Source organism: Rhodoferax sp., from assembly GCF_018063565.1.
Taxonomy (GTDB): domain Bacteria; phylum Pseudomonadota; class Gammaproteobacteria; order Burkholderiales; family Burkholderiaceae_C; genus Rhodoferax.
Genome location: NZ_JAGPBB010000045.1, coordinates 18,161 through 33,636 on the forward strand (window position 1 = coordinate 18,161; position 15,476 = coordinate 33,636).

At 55.9% G+C, this 15,476-nt stretch carries 17 protein-coding genes and 1 tRNA gene; all 18 read right to left on the reverse strand.

Annotated features, from left to right (window positions below; genetic code table 11):
- Position 1 precedes the first annotated feature (1 nt).
- Positions 2 to 310, reverse strand: coding sequence for an NADH-quinone oxidoreductase subunit NuoK (gene nuoK / locus KBF66_RS11665; RefSeq protein ID WP_296656649.1), 309 nt, complete (start codon positions 308 to 310; stop codon positions 2 to 4).
- Positions 307 to 948 (reverse strand): NADH-quinone oxidoreductase subunit J, encoded by a 642-nt coding sequence (locus KBF66_RS11670; RefSeq protein ID WP_296656651.1) that lies wholly within the window; start codon positions 946 to 948, stop codon positions 307 to 309. The genes nuoK and KBF66_RS11670 overlap by 4 nt, the downstream gene beginning before the upstream one ends.
- A gap of 25 nt (positions 949 to 973) precedes the next feature.
- On the reverse strand, positions 974 to 1,507 hold the full coding sequence (nuoI, locus tag KBF66_RS11675) for an NADH-quinone oxidoreductase subunit NuoI (RefSeq protein WP_296656655.1): 534 nt from the start codon (positions 1,505 to 1,507) through the stop codon (positions 974 to 976).
- 12 nt (positions 1,508 to 1,519) lie between these two features.
- Positions 1,520 to 2,602, reverse strand: coding sequence for an NADH-quinone oxidoreductase subunit NuoH (nuoH, locus tag KBF66_RS11680; protein ID WP_296656657.1), 1,083 nt, complete (start codon positions 2,600 to 2,602; stop codon positions 1,520 to 1,522).
- Positions 2,599 to 4,740: an NADH-quinone oxidoreductase subunit NuoG gene (gene nuoG, locus KBF66_RS11685; protein WP_296656660.1), complete on the reverse strand. Its 2,142-nt coding sequence runs from the start codon at positions 4,738 to 4,740 to the stop codon at positions 2,599 to 2,601. Before nuoG ends, nuoH begins: the two co-directional genes overlap by 4 nt.
- Positions 4,741 to 4,752: 12 nt before the next feature.
- Complete coding sequence (nuoF, locus tag KBF66_RS11690) at positions 4,753 to 6,108, reverse strand: NADH-quinone oxidoreductase subunit NuoF (RefSeq protein WP_296656661.1); 1,356 nt, start codon at positions 6,106 to 6,108, stop codon at positions 4,753 to 4,755.
- Positions 6,105 to 6,593, reverse strand: coding sequence for an NADH-quinone oxidoreductase subunit NuoE (nuoE, locus tag KBF66_RS11695; protein ID WP_296656663.1), 489 nt, complete (start codon positions 6,591 to 6,593; stop codon positions 6,105 to 6,107). Before nuoE ends, nuoF begins: the two co-directional genes overlap by 4 nt.
- Positions 6,590 to 7,843, reverse strand: coding sequence for an NADH-quinone oxidoreductase subunit D (locus KBF66_RS11700; protein ID WP_296656666.1), 1,254 nt, complete (start codon positions 7,841 to 7,843; stop codon positions 6,590 to 6,592). The genes nuoE and KBF66_RS11700 overlap by 4 nt, the downstream gene beginning before the upstream one ends.
- Positions 7,844 to 7,845: 2 nt before the next feature.
- Positions 7,846 to 8,463: an NADH-quinone oxidoreductase subunit C gene (locus tag KBF66_RS11705; RefSeq protein ID WP_296656668.1), complete on the reverse strand. Its 618-nt coding sequence runs from the start codon at positions 8,461 to 8,463 to the stop codon at positions 7,846 to 7,848.
- A gap of 12 nt (positions 8,464 to 8,475) precedes the next feature.
- Positions 8,476 to 8,955, reverse strand: a complete 480-nt coding sequence (locus tag KBF66_RS11710) for an NADH-quinone oxidoreductase subunit B (protein WP_296656671.1) — start codon at positions 8,953 to 8,955, stop codon at positions 8,476 to 8,478.
- Positions 8,956 to 8,959: 4 nt separating this feature from the next.
- Positions 8,960 to 9,319 (reverse strand): NADH-quinone oxidoreductase subunit A, encoded by a 360-nt coding sequence (locus KBF66_RS11715; RefSeq protein ID WP_296656673.1) that lies wholly within the window; start codon positions 9,317 to 9,319, stop codon positions 8,960 to 8,962.
- Positions 9,320 to 9,379: 60 nt separating this feature from the next.
- A tRNA-Leu gene (locus KBF66_RS11720) sits at positions 9,380 to 9,464 on the reverse strand.
- A gap of 116 nt (positions 9,465 to 9,580) precedes the next feature.
- Positions 9,581 to 9,934: a preprotein translocase subunit SecG gene (gene secG / locus KBF66_RS11725; protein WP_296656676.1), complete on the reverse strand. Its 354-nt coding sequence runs from the start codon at positions 9,932 to 9,934 to the stop codon at positions 9,581 to 9,583.
- Positions 9,935 to 9,972: 38 nt separating this feature from the next.
- Positions 9,973 to 10,716: a triose-phosphate isomerase gene (tpiA, locus tag KBF66_RS11730; protein WP_296656678.1), complete on the reverse strand. Its 744-nt coding sequence runs from the start codon at positions 10,714 to 10,716 to the stop codon at positions 9,973 to 9,975.
- Positions 10,713 to 11,708, reverse strand: a complete 996-nt coding sequence (locus KBF66_RS11735) for an NAD(P)H-quinone oxidoreductase (RefSeq protein ID WP_296656680.1) — start codon at positions 11,706 to 11,708, stop codon at positions 10,713 to 10,715. Before KBF66_RS11735 ends, tpiA begins: the two co-directional genes overlap by 4 nt.
- Positions 11,709 to 11,780: 72 nt before the next feature.
- Positions 11,781 to 13,904 carry a polyribonucleotide nucleotidyltransferase gene (gene pnp, locus KBF66_RS11740; protein ID WP_296656682.1) on the reverse strand — a complete coding sequence of 708 codons (2,124 nt, stop codon included), beginning with the start codon at positions 13,902 to 13,904 and terminating at the stop codon, positions 11,781 to 11,783.
- Positions 13,905 to 14,133: 229 nt separating this feature from the next.
- Positions 14,134 to 14,400, reverse strand: a complete 267-nt coding sequence (rpsO, locus tag KBF66_RS11745; protein WP_296656685.1) for a 30S ribosomal protein S15 — start codon at positions 14,398 to 14,400, stop codon at positions 14,134 to 14,136.
- A 108-nt stretch (positions 14,401 to 14,508) separates the two neighbouring features.
- Positions 14,509 to 15,476: ABC transporter substrate-binding protein (locus KBF66_RS11750; protein ID WP_296656687.1), on the reverse strand; the 968-nt coding region annotated here is incomplete at its 5' end.

Genomic DNA, 15,476 nt, shown 5'->3' on the forward strand with positions numbered 1-15,476 from the left:
CTTACCCTTTCAACGAATCGAGTTCGTCCACATTGATATTCGACTTGCCGCGAAACAGCAGAACCAGAATGGCAAGGCCGATCGCCGCCTCGGCCGCAGCGACCGTGAGAATAAAGAATACAAAAATCTGTCCGTTCAGGTCGCCGAGGTAATGTGAAAACGCGACAAAGTTGGTGTTCACCGCCAGCAACATCAATTCAATCGCCATCATCAAAACGATCAAATTCTTTCGATTGAGGAATATCCCCACCACCGACAACGCAAACAGCATTGCACTCAACGACAAAAAATGACCCAGAGTCAATGTCATGACTTGCTCCCATCAGATGGCACTTCGAGCGTTGGCTTAGGGGCAGCCTGCGTTGCGCTCATTTTCACAACGGTCATCCGGTCCTTGGCTTTCACGCGAACCTGATCTGCCGCGTTGATCGACTTGCTGTCCTTGCGGGTCCGCAGCGTCAGCGCAATGGCGGCAATCATGGCCAGTAGCAACAACGCAGCGGCAATTTCCAGGGGATATAGATAATGCACGTACAGCAATTTCCCCAGTTCACGCGTATTGGACACCGTGGCGGCGGTCTGCTCGCCGACTGCTTCTGTCACACGAAATCCCCCCAGCAGCACCGCTGACATTTCGACGGCGATCACCACGCCGATAACAGCAGCCAAAGGGAAATGCTTCCAGAAGCCGGCTCGCATGCTTTCAATATTGACATCGAGCATCATCACAACGAACAAAAACAGAACCATCACGGCGCCAACGTAGACCAGCACCAGCGACAGCGAGAGAAACTCAGCTTTTAGGAGCATCCAAATCATCGAAGCCTGAACAAAAGTCAGCACAAGAAACAACACCGCATGCACTGGATTGCGCGCGGTCACAACACGAAAGGCTGCAAACAGCAGCACTGTTGAGAAAAAATAAAAAAGACCGGTCGTGATACTCATATTTCGGATTCTTTCTTACGACAGGTCAGCGGTACTTGGCATCAGCCAACTTGCTCGCGACAATTTCCGCTTCAAATCGATCACCGACAGCCAACAGCATTTCTTTGGTGAAATAAAGATCCCCGCGCGATTCACCGTGGTATTCCAGGATATTGGTCTCCACAATCGAATCCACCGGACAACTCTCCTCACAGAAGCCGCAAAAAATGCACTTGTTCAAATCAATGTCGTAGCGTGTCGTGCGACGCGAACCATCTGCGCGCACATCGGACTCGATAGTGATGGCCATGGCGGGACAAACGGCCTCACACAGTTTGCAAGCAATGCATCGCTCCTCGCCGTTTTCATAACGTCGCAGCGCGTGTAAACCACGGAATCGCGGCGACAAAGGTGTCTTTTCTTCAGGATATTCGAGCGTGATCTTGCTTCGAAAGGCGTACTTACCCGTCAGGCGCATACCTTTGAGCAATTCAACCAGAAAGAAGCTCGACAGGAAATCCTTGAAGGAGAACGCGCTCCCACAAGATGACTCAACAGGTTTTGAAGTTGGGGTAGACATAAACAGCTCGAATCACTTCCAAATGTTCCACGGGGTCTGCATCCACACCCCAACCACCACCAGCCACACCAGGGTCACGGGTATGAATATTTTCCAACCCAAACGCATGATCTGGTCATAACGGAAGCGTGGGAATGTCACCCGCACCCAAATGAACAATGTCATCACCATGAATGTTTTCAACCCCAGCCATATCCAACCAGGAATCCAGTTGAACAGGGCGCTGTCGATCGGAGACATCCAGCCGCCAAAGAACATCACCGTCGCCAAAATGGAAATCAGCCAGATACTGGCGTACTCGGCCATCTGGAACATGGCCCAGGACATACCAGAATACTCCACCATGTGACCTGCCACGATCTCTGACTCACCTTCAATGACGTCAAACGGGGTGCGATTGGTTTCTGCCAGGCCCGACACAAAATACACCACCAGGATGGGCAATAAAGGTAGCCAGTTCCACGATAAAAAAGTCAGGCCCATTTGTGCAAAATGACCCTGTCCCTGCCCAGCCACAATATCCGAGAGATTCAAACTGGCAGAAACCATCAGCACCACCAGGAAACAGAAACCCATGGCAATTTCGTAACTCACCATTTGCGCGGACGCGCGCAAGGCTCCAAGGAATGCATATTTGGAATTCGATGACCAACCGGAAACAATCACGCCATAAACCTCCAAAGAGGAAATTGCCATGAGAAACAACAATCCGGCATTCAGGTTGGCCACCGCAATCTCAGGGCCGAACGGAATCACCGCCCACGCCGCCAACGCAGGCCCGACGGTCAGCACGGGTCCCAAGAAAAACAAGAATTTGTCCGAGGCCGCGGGACTGACGATTTCCTTGGTCATCAACTTCAGGGCATCGGCGATGGGTTGCAGCAAGCCCCACGGTCCGACACGATTGGGACCTAAACGGATCTGTACCCAACCCAGCAACTTGCGCTCCCATAGGGTGGCATAGGTCACAGCACCCATCACAATCATCAATACGACGGTCACCTTGATCAGGGCCCAGATCGTTGGCCAGGCAATCGCTGTCCACCACGGCGCGGTCAAGAGACCTTGACCCAATGAAAAGATGAAGTCGCTCATACCGTCACCTCCCCGGTCTTGACAGATCGCGCATCTGACGTCATTTGCAGGGAGCCGGCACGGCGTACGATGCCATCAAGTTGATAGATCGCGGCCACACATGGCTCGCCTGTCGGAACCGAAGTCGCCGGGACATCCAATCGACTGGTGTTGTTCAACTGCTCAGCCGACAGAAAAGCAGGCGTCACCCCACCATTTGGCGCAAACGCCTGCGCCAACACGTCTTCGGAGGAATCAAATCCGAATCCGGGCAGATCCAAGACATTGGCCAGTGCCCGCAAGACCTTCCAGGCAGGTCGTGTCTCGCCGAGTGGTTTGACCACTGCATGAAAACTCTGTACCCGCGCCTCGGCATTCACAAAGGTCCCCGAGGTCTCCGTGAAAGGCGAAATTGGCAACAATACGTCACTGATGTCCAAGTTGGCCTTGAACGGACTCAACGTCACCACCATTTCGCAGGACTTCAGGGCAGTTATTGCGCTACGGCCTGCTGCAGAATCAAATTCAGGTTCGTTATTGAGCAGGAGGATCGCCTTGAGCGCCCCCGACAGCATCTGGCCGGCATTCAGCCCCCCCTTACCTGGCAAAGCCGCCGCAAACTGGGCACCCACGGTGTTGGCAGCCTGCGTAAGATAACCCACGGAAGACCCCGTATGCTCAGCGATCCAGTTGGCCAAAGCCAGCAATTGACTCGCCTGAGCGTGATGAGCCGCCGCATTGCCCAACAGAACAGCGCTCTGTTCACTGCCAAGCAACGACGCAGCAATCGCCCGGGCAACTTCGCTGGCTTGACCCGCCATGGGGGCTGGTACATTTTTTTCCAGAGCGACAGCGGCTGCAATGTCGGCCAGCATCTGCACCCACTGCGACGCCGGAACGCAACAGTCTTGACTCATGGACATCGCCCAGTCCAAACCGCCGGCGTGGACAGCATGCACGGCACAACCACCGCGAACCGCTTGACGAATACGCTGGGCAAAGAGCGGATGGTCCTTGCGAAGGTTGGAGCCTACCACCAGCGCCGCCTGCAAATGTGACAGGGCCTCAATTGACATACCCAGATAACGCGCCCCGCGCACTGCCGGCTCAAATTCGGCATGCCGCAATCTGTAATCCACGTTTTCGCTGCCAAGAGCACGCACCAATGCGCCGCCAAGATACAGCTCTTCAAGTGTGCTGTGCGGGCTCAGCAAAGCACCAATGGCACTGGCACCATGCTCATTTTTGACACTCTGAAGGCCGTGTGCCACATACTCTAGTGCGGTCTTCCAGTCCACCGTCTTCCATTCACCGCCTTGTTTCAACATCGGCATCGTCAGACGCTCTTCACTATTGAGCGCTTCGTACGAGAACCGGTCGCGGTCAGCAATCCAGCACTCGTTGATCGCTTCGTTCTCCAGTGGCACGACCCGCATCACCCGGTTGCTTTTGACTTGTACGATCAGGTTAGCGCCAGTCGAGTCATGCGGACTGACGGACTTGCGGCGTGACAACTCCCATGTCCGCGCGCTATAACGAAACGGCTTGCTGGTCAGCGCGCCGACCGGGCAGATATCGATCATATTGCCCGATAGTTCGGAATCAACGGACTGTCCAACAAAGGTTTCGATTTCCGCATGCTCTCCGCGATGCGACATACCGAGCTCCATAACACCCGCAATTTCCTGGCCAAATCGCACACAACGCGTGCAATGGATGCACCGGCTCATTTCTTCCATAGAAATCAGCGGGCCCACATTTTTGTGCAAAACAACGCGCTTCTCTTCTTCATAGCGTGAAGCCGTTCCACCATAACCGACAGCCAAGTCCTGTAGTTGACACTCGCCGCCCTGATCACAGATGGGGCAATCCAGCGGGTGATTGATCAGCAGGAACTCCATCACCGACTTCTGGGCCATAACCGCCTTGTCAGTCTTGGTGTGGACAACCATACCCTGCGTCACAGGTGTGGCGCACGCAGGCATCGGTTTGGGCATTTTTTCCACATCAACCAGACACATGCGACAACTCGCCGCGATGCTGAGTTTTTTGTGGTAACAGAAATGGGGAATATAGGTTCCTGCTTTCTCGGCTGCATGCATGATCATGCTGCCTTGCGCAATATCCACCTTCTTGCCATCGAGTTCAATTTCAATCATCTTGGCACTCGCTCAAACGTAGGCTGGGACCATGCAGGTCTTGTGCTCAACGTGGTACTCAAATTCGGGTCGGAAATGCTTCAACATGGCACGCACCGGCATCGCCGCCGCGTCACCCAACGCACAGATGGTGCGACCTTGAATGTCGCCCGCCACGCTGTCGAGCAAGTCCATGTCTCCGGCGCGTCCCTGACCGTTTTCAATCCGGTCGACCACACGCCACAACCAGCCTGTGCCCTCCCGGCAAGGAGTGCACTGGCCGCAGGATTCATGCATATAGAAATAGCTTAGGCGTTGCAGGCTTTTGACCATGCAGCGACTGTCGTCCATGACAATTACCGCGCCAGACCCCAACATCGAACCCGCTTTGGCAATCGAGTCGTAGTCCATGGTGCATTCCATCATCAGCGATGCGGGTAGCACTGGCGATGAGGAACCACCGGGAATGACCGCCTTGAGTTTGCGGCCTGCCCGAACACCGCCAGCGAGTTCGAGTACTGTGGCGAAAGGTGTCCCCATGGGCACCTCAAAGTTGCCAGGCCGCTCGACATCGCCACTGACCGAGTAAATCTTGGTGCCACCGTTATTCGGTTTCCCACACGCCAGGTAAGCGGCGCCACCATTGCGAATAATCCAAGGCACTGCCGCAAAAGTTTCGGTGTTGTTAATCGTGGTCGGCTTGCCGTAGAGGCCAAAACTGGCGGGGAATGGCGGTTTGAAACGCGGTTGGCCCTTCTTGCCTTCGAGTGATTCAAGCAGCGCTGTCTCTTCGCCACAGATGTAGGCACCAAAACCATGGGCTGCGTGGAGCTGGAAACTAAAACCACTACCCAGAATGTTGTCGCCCAGCAAGCCAGCGGCGCGCGCTTCCTCCAGCGCCGTTTCAAATCGCTCGTAGGTCGAAAAAATCTCGCCATGAATATAGTTGTAACCCACCGCAGTACCCATGGCATAAGCAGCAATGGCCATACCTTCAATCACGATGTGCGGATTGAATTCCAGAATCTCCCGGTCTTTGCAGGTGCCCGGCTCGCCTTCATCTGAATTGCAAACCAGATACTTGACTCCTGGAAACTGACGCGGCATGAAGCTCCACTTCAATCCCGTCGGAAAACCAGCGCCACCACGCCCACGCAGCGCAGACTCCTTGACAGTCGCGATCACCTGGTCCTGTGTCATGCCAGCCCCGCCGTCGAGACCCAGAATCTTGCGCAAAGCTTGATAACCACCACGGCTCTCATAGTCTTTCAAGCGCCAATTACGGCCATCAATACCTGCGAGGATTTGCGGCTCGATATGGCGGCCGTGAAAACAGGTCTCGATACCCGCAGAGCGAAACTGGTCAAGTATTTGCTGCGCATTCATCATTGGTCTCCTGCGGCACGCAAACCATCGACCAGCTGATCGAGTTTTTCCGGGGTCATGAAACTGCACATGGAGCGGTCATTCACCAGCATCACCGGGGAATCGGCACAGGCGCCCAAACATTCGCTTTGCTGCAAAGTGAACAGACCGTCCGGTGTGGTTTGCCCCATGGAAATGCCCAGCTTCTTTTCCAGATATTGCAAGGTGTTGACACCATCACGCAACTGGCACGGCAGGTTGGTACAAACGTTGAGTTTGTATCTGCCCACCGGACGCTGGTTGTACATGTTGTAAAAACTTGTCACCTCGTGCACCGCCATCACCGGCATGCCCAGGTACTGTGCGACATCGCGCTCAATCTCCTCGCTGACATACCCCAGTTCTTGCTGTGCGATGGACAGGCACGCCATCACCGCCGATTGTTTTTGATCCGCCGGGTATTTGGCAACTTCGCGGGCGAAACGCGCTTTGGATGCTTCAGAAATCATCGATCCACTTCCCCAAACACAATATCCATAGTGCCAATGATGGACACGGCATCCGCAATCATGTGCCCTTTGCCCATCTCGTCGAGTGCGGCCAAGTGCACAAACGCAGGCGGACGAATCTTCATCCGATAAGGTTTATTGGCACCATCGCTGATCATGTAGATGCCAAACTCCCCCTTGGGGTGTTCAATGGCCGCGTAGGTTTCACCCACTGGAACACAAAATCCTTCGGTGAACAATTTGAAGTGATGAATCAGGTCTTCCATGTTGGACTTCATCGACTCGCGATCCGGCGGCGCAATCTTGCGGTTGTCGGTGATCACCGGGCCCGGGTTGACACGCAACCAGTCAACACATTGCTTGATGATGCGATTGGATTGCTTCATCTCTTCCATACGCACCAGATAGCGGTCATAGGTATCCCCCGTCTTGCCGACTGGAATATCAAAGTCCAACTGATCGTAAACTTCATAGGGCTGCTGCTTGCGCAGATCCCAGGCAAAGCCGGATCCCCGCAGCATGGGACCGGAAAAACCCAAATTCAGGGCCCGCTCCGGGGTCACCACACCGATACCGACCGTGCGCTGCTTCCAAATACGGTTCTCAGTCAGCAAGGTGTGGTATTCACCTAAATAGGTCGGAAACCGCTGGGTAAAGTCTTCGATGAAATCCAGCAGGCTGCCGCTACGATTGCGATTGAGCGCCGCAGTCGACTTGGCGCTGCGAATCTTGTTGGGTGTGTGACGCGGCATGGTGTCGGGCAAGTCCCGGTAAACGCCGCCGGGTCGAAAGTAGGCCGCATGCATACGCGCACCACTGACCGCCTCGTACATGTCGAGCAGATCTTCACGTTCCCGAAATGCATACAACATCACCGTCATCGCGCCACAGTCGATGGCATGCGCACCGACCCACAATAGATGGTTGAGCAGTCGGGTAATTTCGGCAAACATGACCCGGATGTACTGGGCACGCAGTGGCACATCCAGATCCAGCATTTTCTCCAACGCCAGGCAATACGCCTGTTCGTTGCACATCATGGACATATAGTCGAGTCGGTCCATGTAGGGCAGTGTCTGCAAAAATGTTTTGCTCTCGGCCAGTTTTTCCGTACCCCGATGCAACAGCCCAATGTGCGGATCGGCCCGTTGAATCACCTCACCGTCCAGTTCCAGCACCAAGCGCAAAACACCGTGCGCGGCCGGGTGCTGCGGTCCGAAGTTCAGTGTGTAGTTTTTTATTTCAGCCATACTCAAACTGCCTGACGCAAGCCCCCGTAGTTCTCCTCACGGATGATTCGCGGAGTGATTTCTCGCGGCTCAATCGTGACCGGCTGGTACACCACGCGCCGCTGTTCAGCGTCGTAGCGCATTTCAACATGACCTGACAGCGGAAAGTCCTTGCGAAACGGATGACCGATAAAGCCGTAATCCGTCAGTATTCGCCGCAGATCGTCGTGCCCCTCAAACACAATACCAAACAGATCGAACGCTTCACGTTCAAACCAGTTGGCCCCGCTCCAGATATCGGTCACGGTCGGCAACACCGGCGCTGCATCATCCGGCACAAACACCTTCAAGCGCACACGCTGGTTCAAACTAACCGACAGCAAATGCAACACCACGCAAAAACGCAAACCATCGGGGGTGCCAGCAGGAAACTCTGAGTAGTCAACACCACACAAATCCATCATCTGCTCAAACCTGCACGCCGGATGGTCACGCAGCGCCAAAGCGGCAAGGTGGTAGTGCTCAGCCAGCACCTCCACGGTCACCTGATCCAAAGTAATGGCAATGCGTTTGAGCTTGTCGCCCAGCGCTGCCTCGACCGCCTGGCGCGTGGTTTCTGGCAAAACAGAATACGTTGTCATGTTTGCTATCCCTCAGACTCGCGCAATGGTTTGTGTACGACGGATTTTTTGCTGCAATTGCAAAATGCCATAAATCAACGCCTCCGCGGTCGGCGGACAACCCGGCACATACACATCCACCGGAACAATGCGGTCGCAGCCGCGCACGACCGAATAGCTGTAATGGTAGTAACCACCGCCATTGGCACATGATCCCATGCTGATCACCCAGCGCGGCTCGGCCATCTGGTCATAAACCTTGCGAAACGCCGGTGCCATCTTGTTGGTCAGGGTGCCCGCCACAATGATCAGGTCAGACTGACGTGGGCTTGGACGGAAAACTTCAGCACCAAATCTGCTGATGTCGTACCGGGCTGCTGCAGCATGCATCATTTCAACGGCACAACAGGCCAATCCGAATGTCATCGGCCATACCGAACCGGTCTTGGCCCAATTCACCACAGCGTCGTAACTCGTGGTGACAAAGCCCTCTTTGAGAATACCTTCAATCATCGCCTTACTCCCAATCCAGAGCGCCCTTGATCCACATGTAGACAAATCCGATCGTCAGAATAGTCACAATTTCCAGACCAACCAAAAAACCATACAAACCCAGGTCCTTGAGTGTGGCTGCCCACGGAAACAGCAGGGCTGTTTCAAGATCAAACAGGATGAACAGGATGGCGATGAGGTAATAACGGACGTCAAACTGCATCCGCGCATCACCAAACGCTTCAAAACCACATTCGTAAGGGGAGTTTTTGGCCGGATCTGGCCGGTTAGGACCCAGAATAAAACCAATGATCTGAGGCATGACTCCGACCGAGAGACCGATCAGAATGAACAGGAAGACCGGCAAATATTGATCAAGGTTCATCTTGCGAGACTGATTCAATTAGGTGCTTGCCACATGGGATCGCGACAAACAAAATTTACTTGGTGCCGTCGGCGAGACTCGAACTCGCAAAGCTTTCGCCACTACCACCTCAAGATAGCGTGTCTACCAATTTCACCACGACGGCATTCTGCTGAACCCGGAAACCCGGCGACTTGATCGCTGATGGGCACCGGAAACAACTAAGAGTTTACCCTGAAATCCCCTTGAAACAGTTGCGGGATTGACGAATCTCAAGCGCAATTATTTGGCAGGTATCTGGGCCGCACCAGAGGCAGGAACCACTGGGGCCGACACCACCGGCGCTGGCACCACCAAGGCGGCGTTCTCAAGCACACTATTGGATTTGGCGGCCGGCCGAACCGAGCCGAAATAGGCCAGCAACAAGGTACTGACAAAAAACACGGTGGCCAACACCGCCGTGGTTCGGGACAAAAAGTTGGCGCTGCCACTGGCACCAAACAAACTGCCTGAGCCCCCGCTGCCAAAGGCCGCACCCATATCAGCCCCCTTGCCATGCTGCACCAGAATCAGGCCGATCATGGCAACGGCTGAAAGCATCTGTACAGCCAACAAAACAGTCGAAACAACACCCATCAACTACTCCTAAAAATAGAGCTATAAACGCTTATTCGTCAAACGCAAGCAGCAATAATTGTCAAAAAATCTTGCGGTTTGAGCGCGGCTCCGCCAATCAGGCCACCATCAATGTCGGGTTGCACCAGCAGGGCGGCGGCATTGGTGGCGTTCATGCTGCCGCCATACAGCAGCTTGATCCGTGCCGAATGTTCCGTTGCCGCATGCAGTTGTGCCCGCAACACCGCATGCACCTGCTGTGCCTGTTCGGGGCTGGCGGTTTTGCCGGTGCCAATGGCCCATACCGGTTCATAGGCGACCACAATTTCACTGATGCAATGGCCGTTGGTGTGAATCACCGCCGCAAGTTGGCGTTTGACCACCTCGTCGGTTCGACCGGCCTCACGTTCAGCCAGGGTTTCACCAACACACACGATGGGTGTGATGCCACTGGCCAGCGCACGCTGCGCCTTGAGTGCGACCGCTTCATCGGTTTCGCCATGATACTGACGCCGCTCAGAGTGCCCGACGATGGCATATCGCACACCAAAGTCCTTCAGCATGGCTGCTGAAATCTCACCGGTGTAAGCGCCAGTTTCGTGGGCTGAAACATCCTGTGATGCCAGCTCAATGGTGCTGCCAGCCAGCAGAGCCTGACATTGCGCAAGATACGGCGCAGGCACCCCCACAGCCACCTCACAAGCCGGCTGCGACAGGCCCGCGAGAATGTCGGCCAGCAGCTTGGCATTGGCCGCCAGGCTGCCATTCATCTTCCAGTTTCCTGCAATCAACTTCTTTTTCATGCTTCACCCCAAGTCAAAACAATTTTTCCCACGTGCTGGCTTGATTCCATCAAGTGGTGCGCTTGCACCACGTCCGCTGCCGCAAAAGTACGATAGATAACCGGCCTGATCTGACCCGCAGCCAGTGCCGGCCACACCTGTTTCAGGCAGGCCTGTGCAATGGCGGCTTTGAACGCCACCGGACGCGGTCGCAACGTGGAGCCTGTGATGACCAGACGCCGACGCAATACCAGGCCTGCATTGAACTCACTCTTGACACCCCCAAGGATCGAGATGATCACCAAACGACCATCTTCTTTGAGGCATTGCACCTCTTTGGCCACATAGCTGCCTGCCACCATATCCAGAATGACATCTACACCCTGCCCGTCGGTCAGTTGCATCAGTTCAGCCTGGAAATCCTGCGTTTTATAGTTGATGGCGAAGTCGGCACCCAAGGCCAGGCAGGCCGCACATTTATCGTCACTGCCTGCCGTCACGATCACGGTGGCGCCAAGCTGTTTGGCCAGTTGGATTGCCGCCACACCAATACCGCTGGAACCGCCCTGTATCAACACCGTTTCGCCGCTTTGCAAGCGTGCACGATCCGCCAGATTGCTCCAGACGGTAAAAAACGTCTCCGGCAGACTGGCGGCCTGTACGTCGGTCAACCCGCCCGGCACCGGCAGGCACTGGGCAATCGGGGCTACACAAAACTCGGCGTACCCGCCGCCTGTCACCAGGGCACAGACCCGATCGCCGAGCCTGAAGCCCGCCGCTGCCAATGCCGCTTGGTCGCCGTGTTCGATGACACCGGCAACCTCCAAGCCCAAAATATCTGACGCCCCTGCAGGTACCGGGTAATGACCCATCCGCTGCAACACATCGGGCCGATTGACACCACTGGCCCGGACCCTAATCAGCAGCTCATCGGGCGCAGCCACAGGCACGGGCCGCTCACCCAGACGTAATACGTCTGCGCTCCCGTACCCGTTCAACTCAATCACTTTCATGATGATTTATGCCTCTAGCGCTTATTCCAGATGACTTTTCTGCTATCAATTATGTTGAAAATGAAGCAGTGATCAGTTGCGGTTATCGGTCTGCTGCTGGGCAGGACGCTCCAGTAGCGCCTTCATCGACAGCTTGATACGGCCTTTTTCGTCGGTTTCCATCACCTTCACACGCACGATCTGGCCCTCGGACAGGTAGTCGGTGACCTTCTCCACCCGCTCGTGTGCGATCTGGCTGATGTGCAGCAAGCCGTCCTTGCCAGGCAGCAGATTGATCAGCGCGCCAAAGTCCAGAATCTTGGTGACCGGACCTTCGTAGATCTTGCCAATTTCCACCTCGGCGGTGATGGCTTCGATGCGGCGCTTGGCCTCATCGGCCTTGGCCGGATCGCTGGAGGCGATGGTGATGGTGCCGTCCTCGTCGATGTTGATCTGGGTGCCGGTTTCTTCAGTCAGCGCACGGATCACCGAACCGCCCTTGCCGATCACGTCACGGATTTTCTCAGGGTTGATCTTCATGGTGAACAGACGTGGCGCAAAGTTGGACACTTCGGTTTTGGCAGCACCCATGGCTTCGACCATCTTGCCCAGAATGTGCATCCGCGCTTCCTTGGCCTGCGCCAGCGCCACCTGCATGATTTCCTTGGTGATGCCCTGGATCTTGATGTCCATCTGCAACGCGGTGATGCCGTTGGTGGTGCCTGCTACCTTGAAATCCATGTCGCCCAGGTGGTCTTCGTCACCCAGAATGTCGGTCAGCACGGCAAAGCGGTTCTCGTCCTTGATCAGGCCCATGGCAATACCTGCCACATGCGCTTTCAGGGGCACACCAGCGTCCATCATCGACAGACAGCCACCGCAGACCGAAGCCATCGACGACGAGCCATTGGACTCGGTAATTTCAGACACCACCCGCACGCTGTAGGGGAATTCTTCCTTGCTTGGCAGCACCGCCACCAGCGCGCGCTTGGCCAGCCGACCATGGCCGATTTCGCGGCGCTTGGGCGTGCCCACACGACCGGTCTCACCGGTGGCAAACGGAGGCATGTTGTAGTGCAGCATGAAGCGGTCGTCGTATTCACCGGACAAGGCGTCGATATGTTGTGCATCACGCTCCGTACCCAGCGTCGTGACCACCAGCGCCTGTGTCTCGCCCCGTGTGAACAAGGCAGAGCCGTGGGTACGCGGCAACACGCCATTGCGGATTTCGATGGCACGCACGGTGCGGGTGTCGCGACCGTCAATACGCGGCTCGCCGGCCAGAATCTGGCCACGCACCAGTCCGGCTTCGATGTCAAACAACATGCCTTCAACCTTGACCGCGTCAAATTCGATGCCATCAGCCTTCAAACCCGCCATCACTTCGGCATAAGCGCTGCGACAAGCCTGCGTGCGCGCCTGCTTGTTGCGGATCTGGTAGGCCGCTGCCAGCTTGTCTTGGGCCAAAGCGCCCACCTTGGCGATGAGCGCTTCATCCTTGGCTGGGGCTTTCCAGTCCCAAACCGGCTTGCCGGCATCGCGCACCAATTCGTGAATGGCATTGATGGCGATCACGCCCTGGTCGTGGCCAAACACCACGGCACCGAGCATGACTTCCTCAGACAGTTGTTGCGCCTCGGACTCCACCATCAACACGGCAGATTCGGTGCCAGCCACCACCAGATCCAGCACCGAGTTCTTGCGCGCGGTCTGGCCCGGATTGAGCACATATTCGCCGTTGACGTAGCCAACCCGGGCTGCCCCGATCGGACCGCTGAACGGCACACCGCTGACACACAGCGCTGCGCTCACGGCAATCATGGCGGCGATGTCGGCGTCAACCTCGGGATTGAGCGACAGGGTATGGACCACCACATGGACTTCGTTGAAGAAGCCTTCCGGGAACAGCGGCCGGATTGGACGGTCGATCAGACGGCTGGTCAGCGTCTCGAATTCGCTGGGCCGGCCTTCGCGTTTGAAGAAGCTGCCCGGAATGCGCCCGGCAGCGTAGGTTTTTTCCAGATAGTCGACCGTCAGCGGAAAGAAGTCCTGCCCCGCTTTACCTTCGGACTTGGCCACCACCGTGGCCAGCACCACCGTGCCGTCCATGTCGAGCATCACAGCGCCGCTGGACTGGCGGGCAACTTCGCCGGTTTCCATCGTGACCGTGTGCTGACCCCAAGTGAAGGTCTTGCTTACTTTTTTGAACATCGTCATATATTTCTCCTGAATGTCTCGGAATACTGGCAGGTGCAGGCCACCCGACCGAAGCCCGGAGCAGACAAAACAGGCCACGATGCCATTCCAGAGCTTGCCAGGCCTACCGCCCGAACAACTTTGGAATGACACAGCTTCGCTGGGTTTTTGTTGCGTCCGATGAAAACTGAAGTAAAAAACGCCTGAGCTAGTGACCTAACTCAGGCGTTCGTCATTCTTTTGAGGCCAATTACTTGCGCAGGCCCAGTTTGGCAATCAGCGCCACATAACGATCGGCATCGCGGCTCTTGAGGTAGTCCAACAGTTTGCGACGGCGACTCACCATGCGCAACAGACCGCGACGGCCATGGTGGTCTTTGGCATGGGTCTTGAAGTGCGGCGTCAGCTCATTGATACGAGCGGTGAGCAAGGCCACCTGAACTTCGGGGCTGCCGGTGTCAGTGGCAGAACGTGCGTTGTCTTTGACAACAGCGGCTTTGATGCTGGTTGCAATCATGTTGTTTCCTGTGAATAAGAACTTGCGACAGGCGCTGGAACTGCCCCTGACGTGCGTTTCTGCGTTTTTGCAGAGCCTGCGAGTATAGCCGCGATCCCCGGCGCGCGCTTAAGGCCGCTGCATCTGGCAACTGGTGGGCTGCTGCGCGGCGCTGGCAGAGAGCGTCTTGATGACCTTGAACCCATAGCCAGACCCTTCCACATCAAAGGTCACGCCGGGTGATCCCTGGCGCTCCATGACACCCACCACCAAGGCTTGCTGAAACTGGTGATCACTGGCACGCATGGTGCCGCGCTGGCCATGAAAAGTCACGTCCGCTCTTTCCAGATGAGCGCCAATAGCGCCTGCTTCGAGAGCATCTGCCGCAACAATGGCTTGCACCAGTGCCTGCACCATCAACTGCATGCGCATATGCACATAGTCATCTTCCGGCTTGGGAAAACGCTGGCGAAAGGCTTGATAAAACGCCTCGCTGGGCTGGCCCGGCACATTGGGCATCCAGTCAGCCACCGCCAGTACCCGCCCAATGCCGGCCTCACCCATCGCGGTGGGTGCACCCAGCGCATTGCCATAGAAAGTGTAAAACTTGCCGGTAAAACCCACTTCTTTGGCCGCCTTGACCAGCAGCGTCAGATCATTGCCCCAATTGCCGGTGATCACCGCCTGCGCACCACTGGCCTTGATCTTGCTCAGGTAAGGAATGAAGTCCTTGACCCGACCAATGGCGTGCAGTTCGTCCCCCACAATGGTGATATCCGGGCGCCATTGGCTGAGCTGACGCCGTGCCTCGCGCGCCACCGCCTGGCCAAAGCTGTAGTCCTGACCGATCAGGTAAACACGCTTGAGCGTCGCTTCGTCACGGATCACGGACATCAGGGCGCTCATGCGCATGTCGGCATGGGCGTCAAAGCGGAAATGCCAGAAACTACATTTTTCATTGGTCAATACCGGATCCACCGCCGAGTAATTCAGCAGCAACACCCGCTTTTGCGGCTCGCGCACATTGTGTTTGTTGATGGCATCGATCAGCGCCAGCGCGTTGGCCGACGAGTTGCCCTGCATCACGATGCGGGCAC

Excerpts from the sequence above, each read along its gene's own strand:
- nuoK (WP_296656649.1), bottom strand. The coding sequence starts at position 310 with ATGACATTGACTCTGGGTCATTTTTTGTCGTTGAGTGCAATGCTGTTT.
- KBF66_RS11670 (WP_296656651.1), bottom strand. The coding sequence starts at position 948 with ATGAGTATCACGACCGGTCTTTTTTATTTTTTCTCAACAGTGCTGCTG.
- nuoI (WP_296656655.1), bottom strand. The coding sequence starts at position 1,507 with ATGTCTACCCCAACTTCAAAACCTGTTGAGTCATCTTGTGGGAGCGCG.
- nuoH (WP_296656657.1), bottom strand. The coding sequence starts at position 2,602 with ATGAGCGACTTCATCTTTTCATTGGGTCAAGGTCTCTTGACCGCGCCG.
- nuoG (WP_296656660.1), bottom strand. The coding sequence starts at position 4,740 with ATGATTGAAATTGAACTCGATGGCAAGAAGGTGGATATTGCGCAAGGC.
- nuoF (WP_296656661.1), bottom strand. The coding sequence starts at position 6,108 with ATGATGAATGCGCAGCAAATACTTGACCAGTTTCGCTCTGCGGGTATC.
- nuoE (WP_296656663.1), bottom strand. The coding sequence starts at position 6,593 with ATGATTTCTGAAGCATCCAAAGCGCGTTTCGCCCGCGAAGTTGCCAAA.
- KBF66_RS11700 (WP_296656666.1), bottom strand. The coding sequence starts at position 7,843 with ATGGCTGAAATAAAAAACTACACACTGAACTTCGGACCGCAGCACCCG.
- KBF66_RS11705 (WP_296656668.1), bottom strand. The coding sequence starts at position 8,463 with ATGACAACGTATTCTGTTTTGCCAGAAACCACGCGCCAGGCGGTCGAG.
- KBF66_RS11710 (WP_296656671.1), bottom strand. The coding sequence starts at position 8,955 with ATGATTGAAGGTATTCTCAAAGAGGGCTTTGTCACCACGAGTTACGAC.
- KBF66_RS11715 (WP_296656673.1), bottom strand. The coding sequence starts at position 9,319 with ATGAACCTTGATCAATATTTGCCGGTCTTCCTGTTCATTCTGATCGGT.
- secG (WP_296656676.1), bottom strand. The coding sequence starts at position 9,934 with ATGGGTGTTGTTTCGACTGTTTTGTTGGCTGTACAGATGCTTTCAGCC.
- tpiA (WP_296656678.1), bottom strand. The coding sequence starts at position 10,716 with ATGAAAAAGAAGTTGATTGCAGGAAACTGGAAGATGAATGGCAGCCTG.
- KBF66_RS11735 (WP_296656680.1), bottom strand. The coding sequence starts at position 11,708 with ATGAAAGTGATTGAGTTGAACGGGTACGGGAGCGCAGACGTATTACGT.
- pnp (WP_296656682.1), bottom strand. The coding sequence starts at position 13,904 with ATGACGATGTTCAAAAAAGTAAGCAAGACCTTCACTTGGGGTCAGCAC.
- rpsO (WP_296656685.1), bottom strand. The coding sequence starts at position 14,400 with ATGATTGCAACCAGCATCAAAGCCGCTGTTGTCAAAGACAACGCACGT.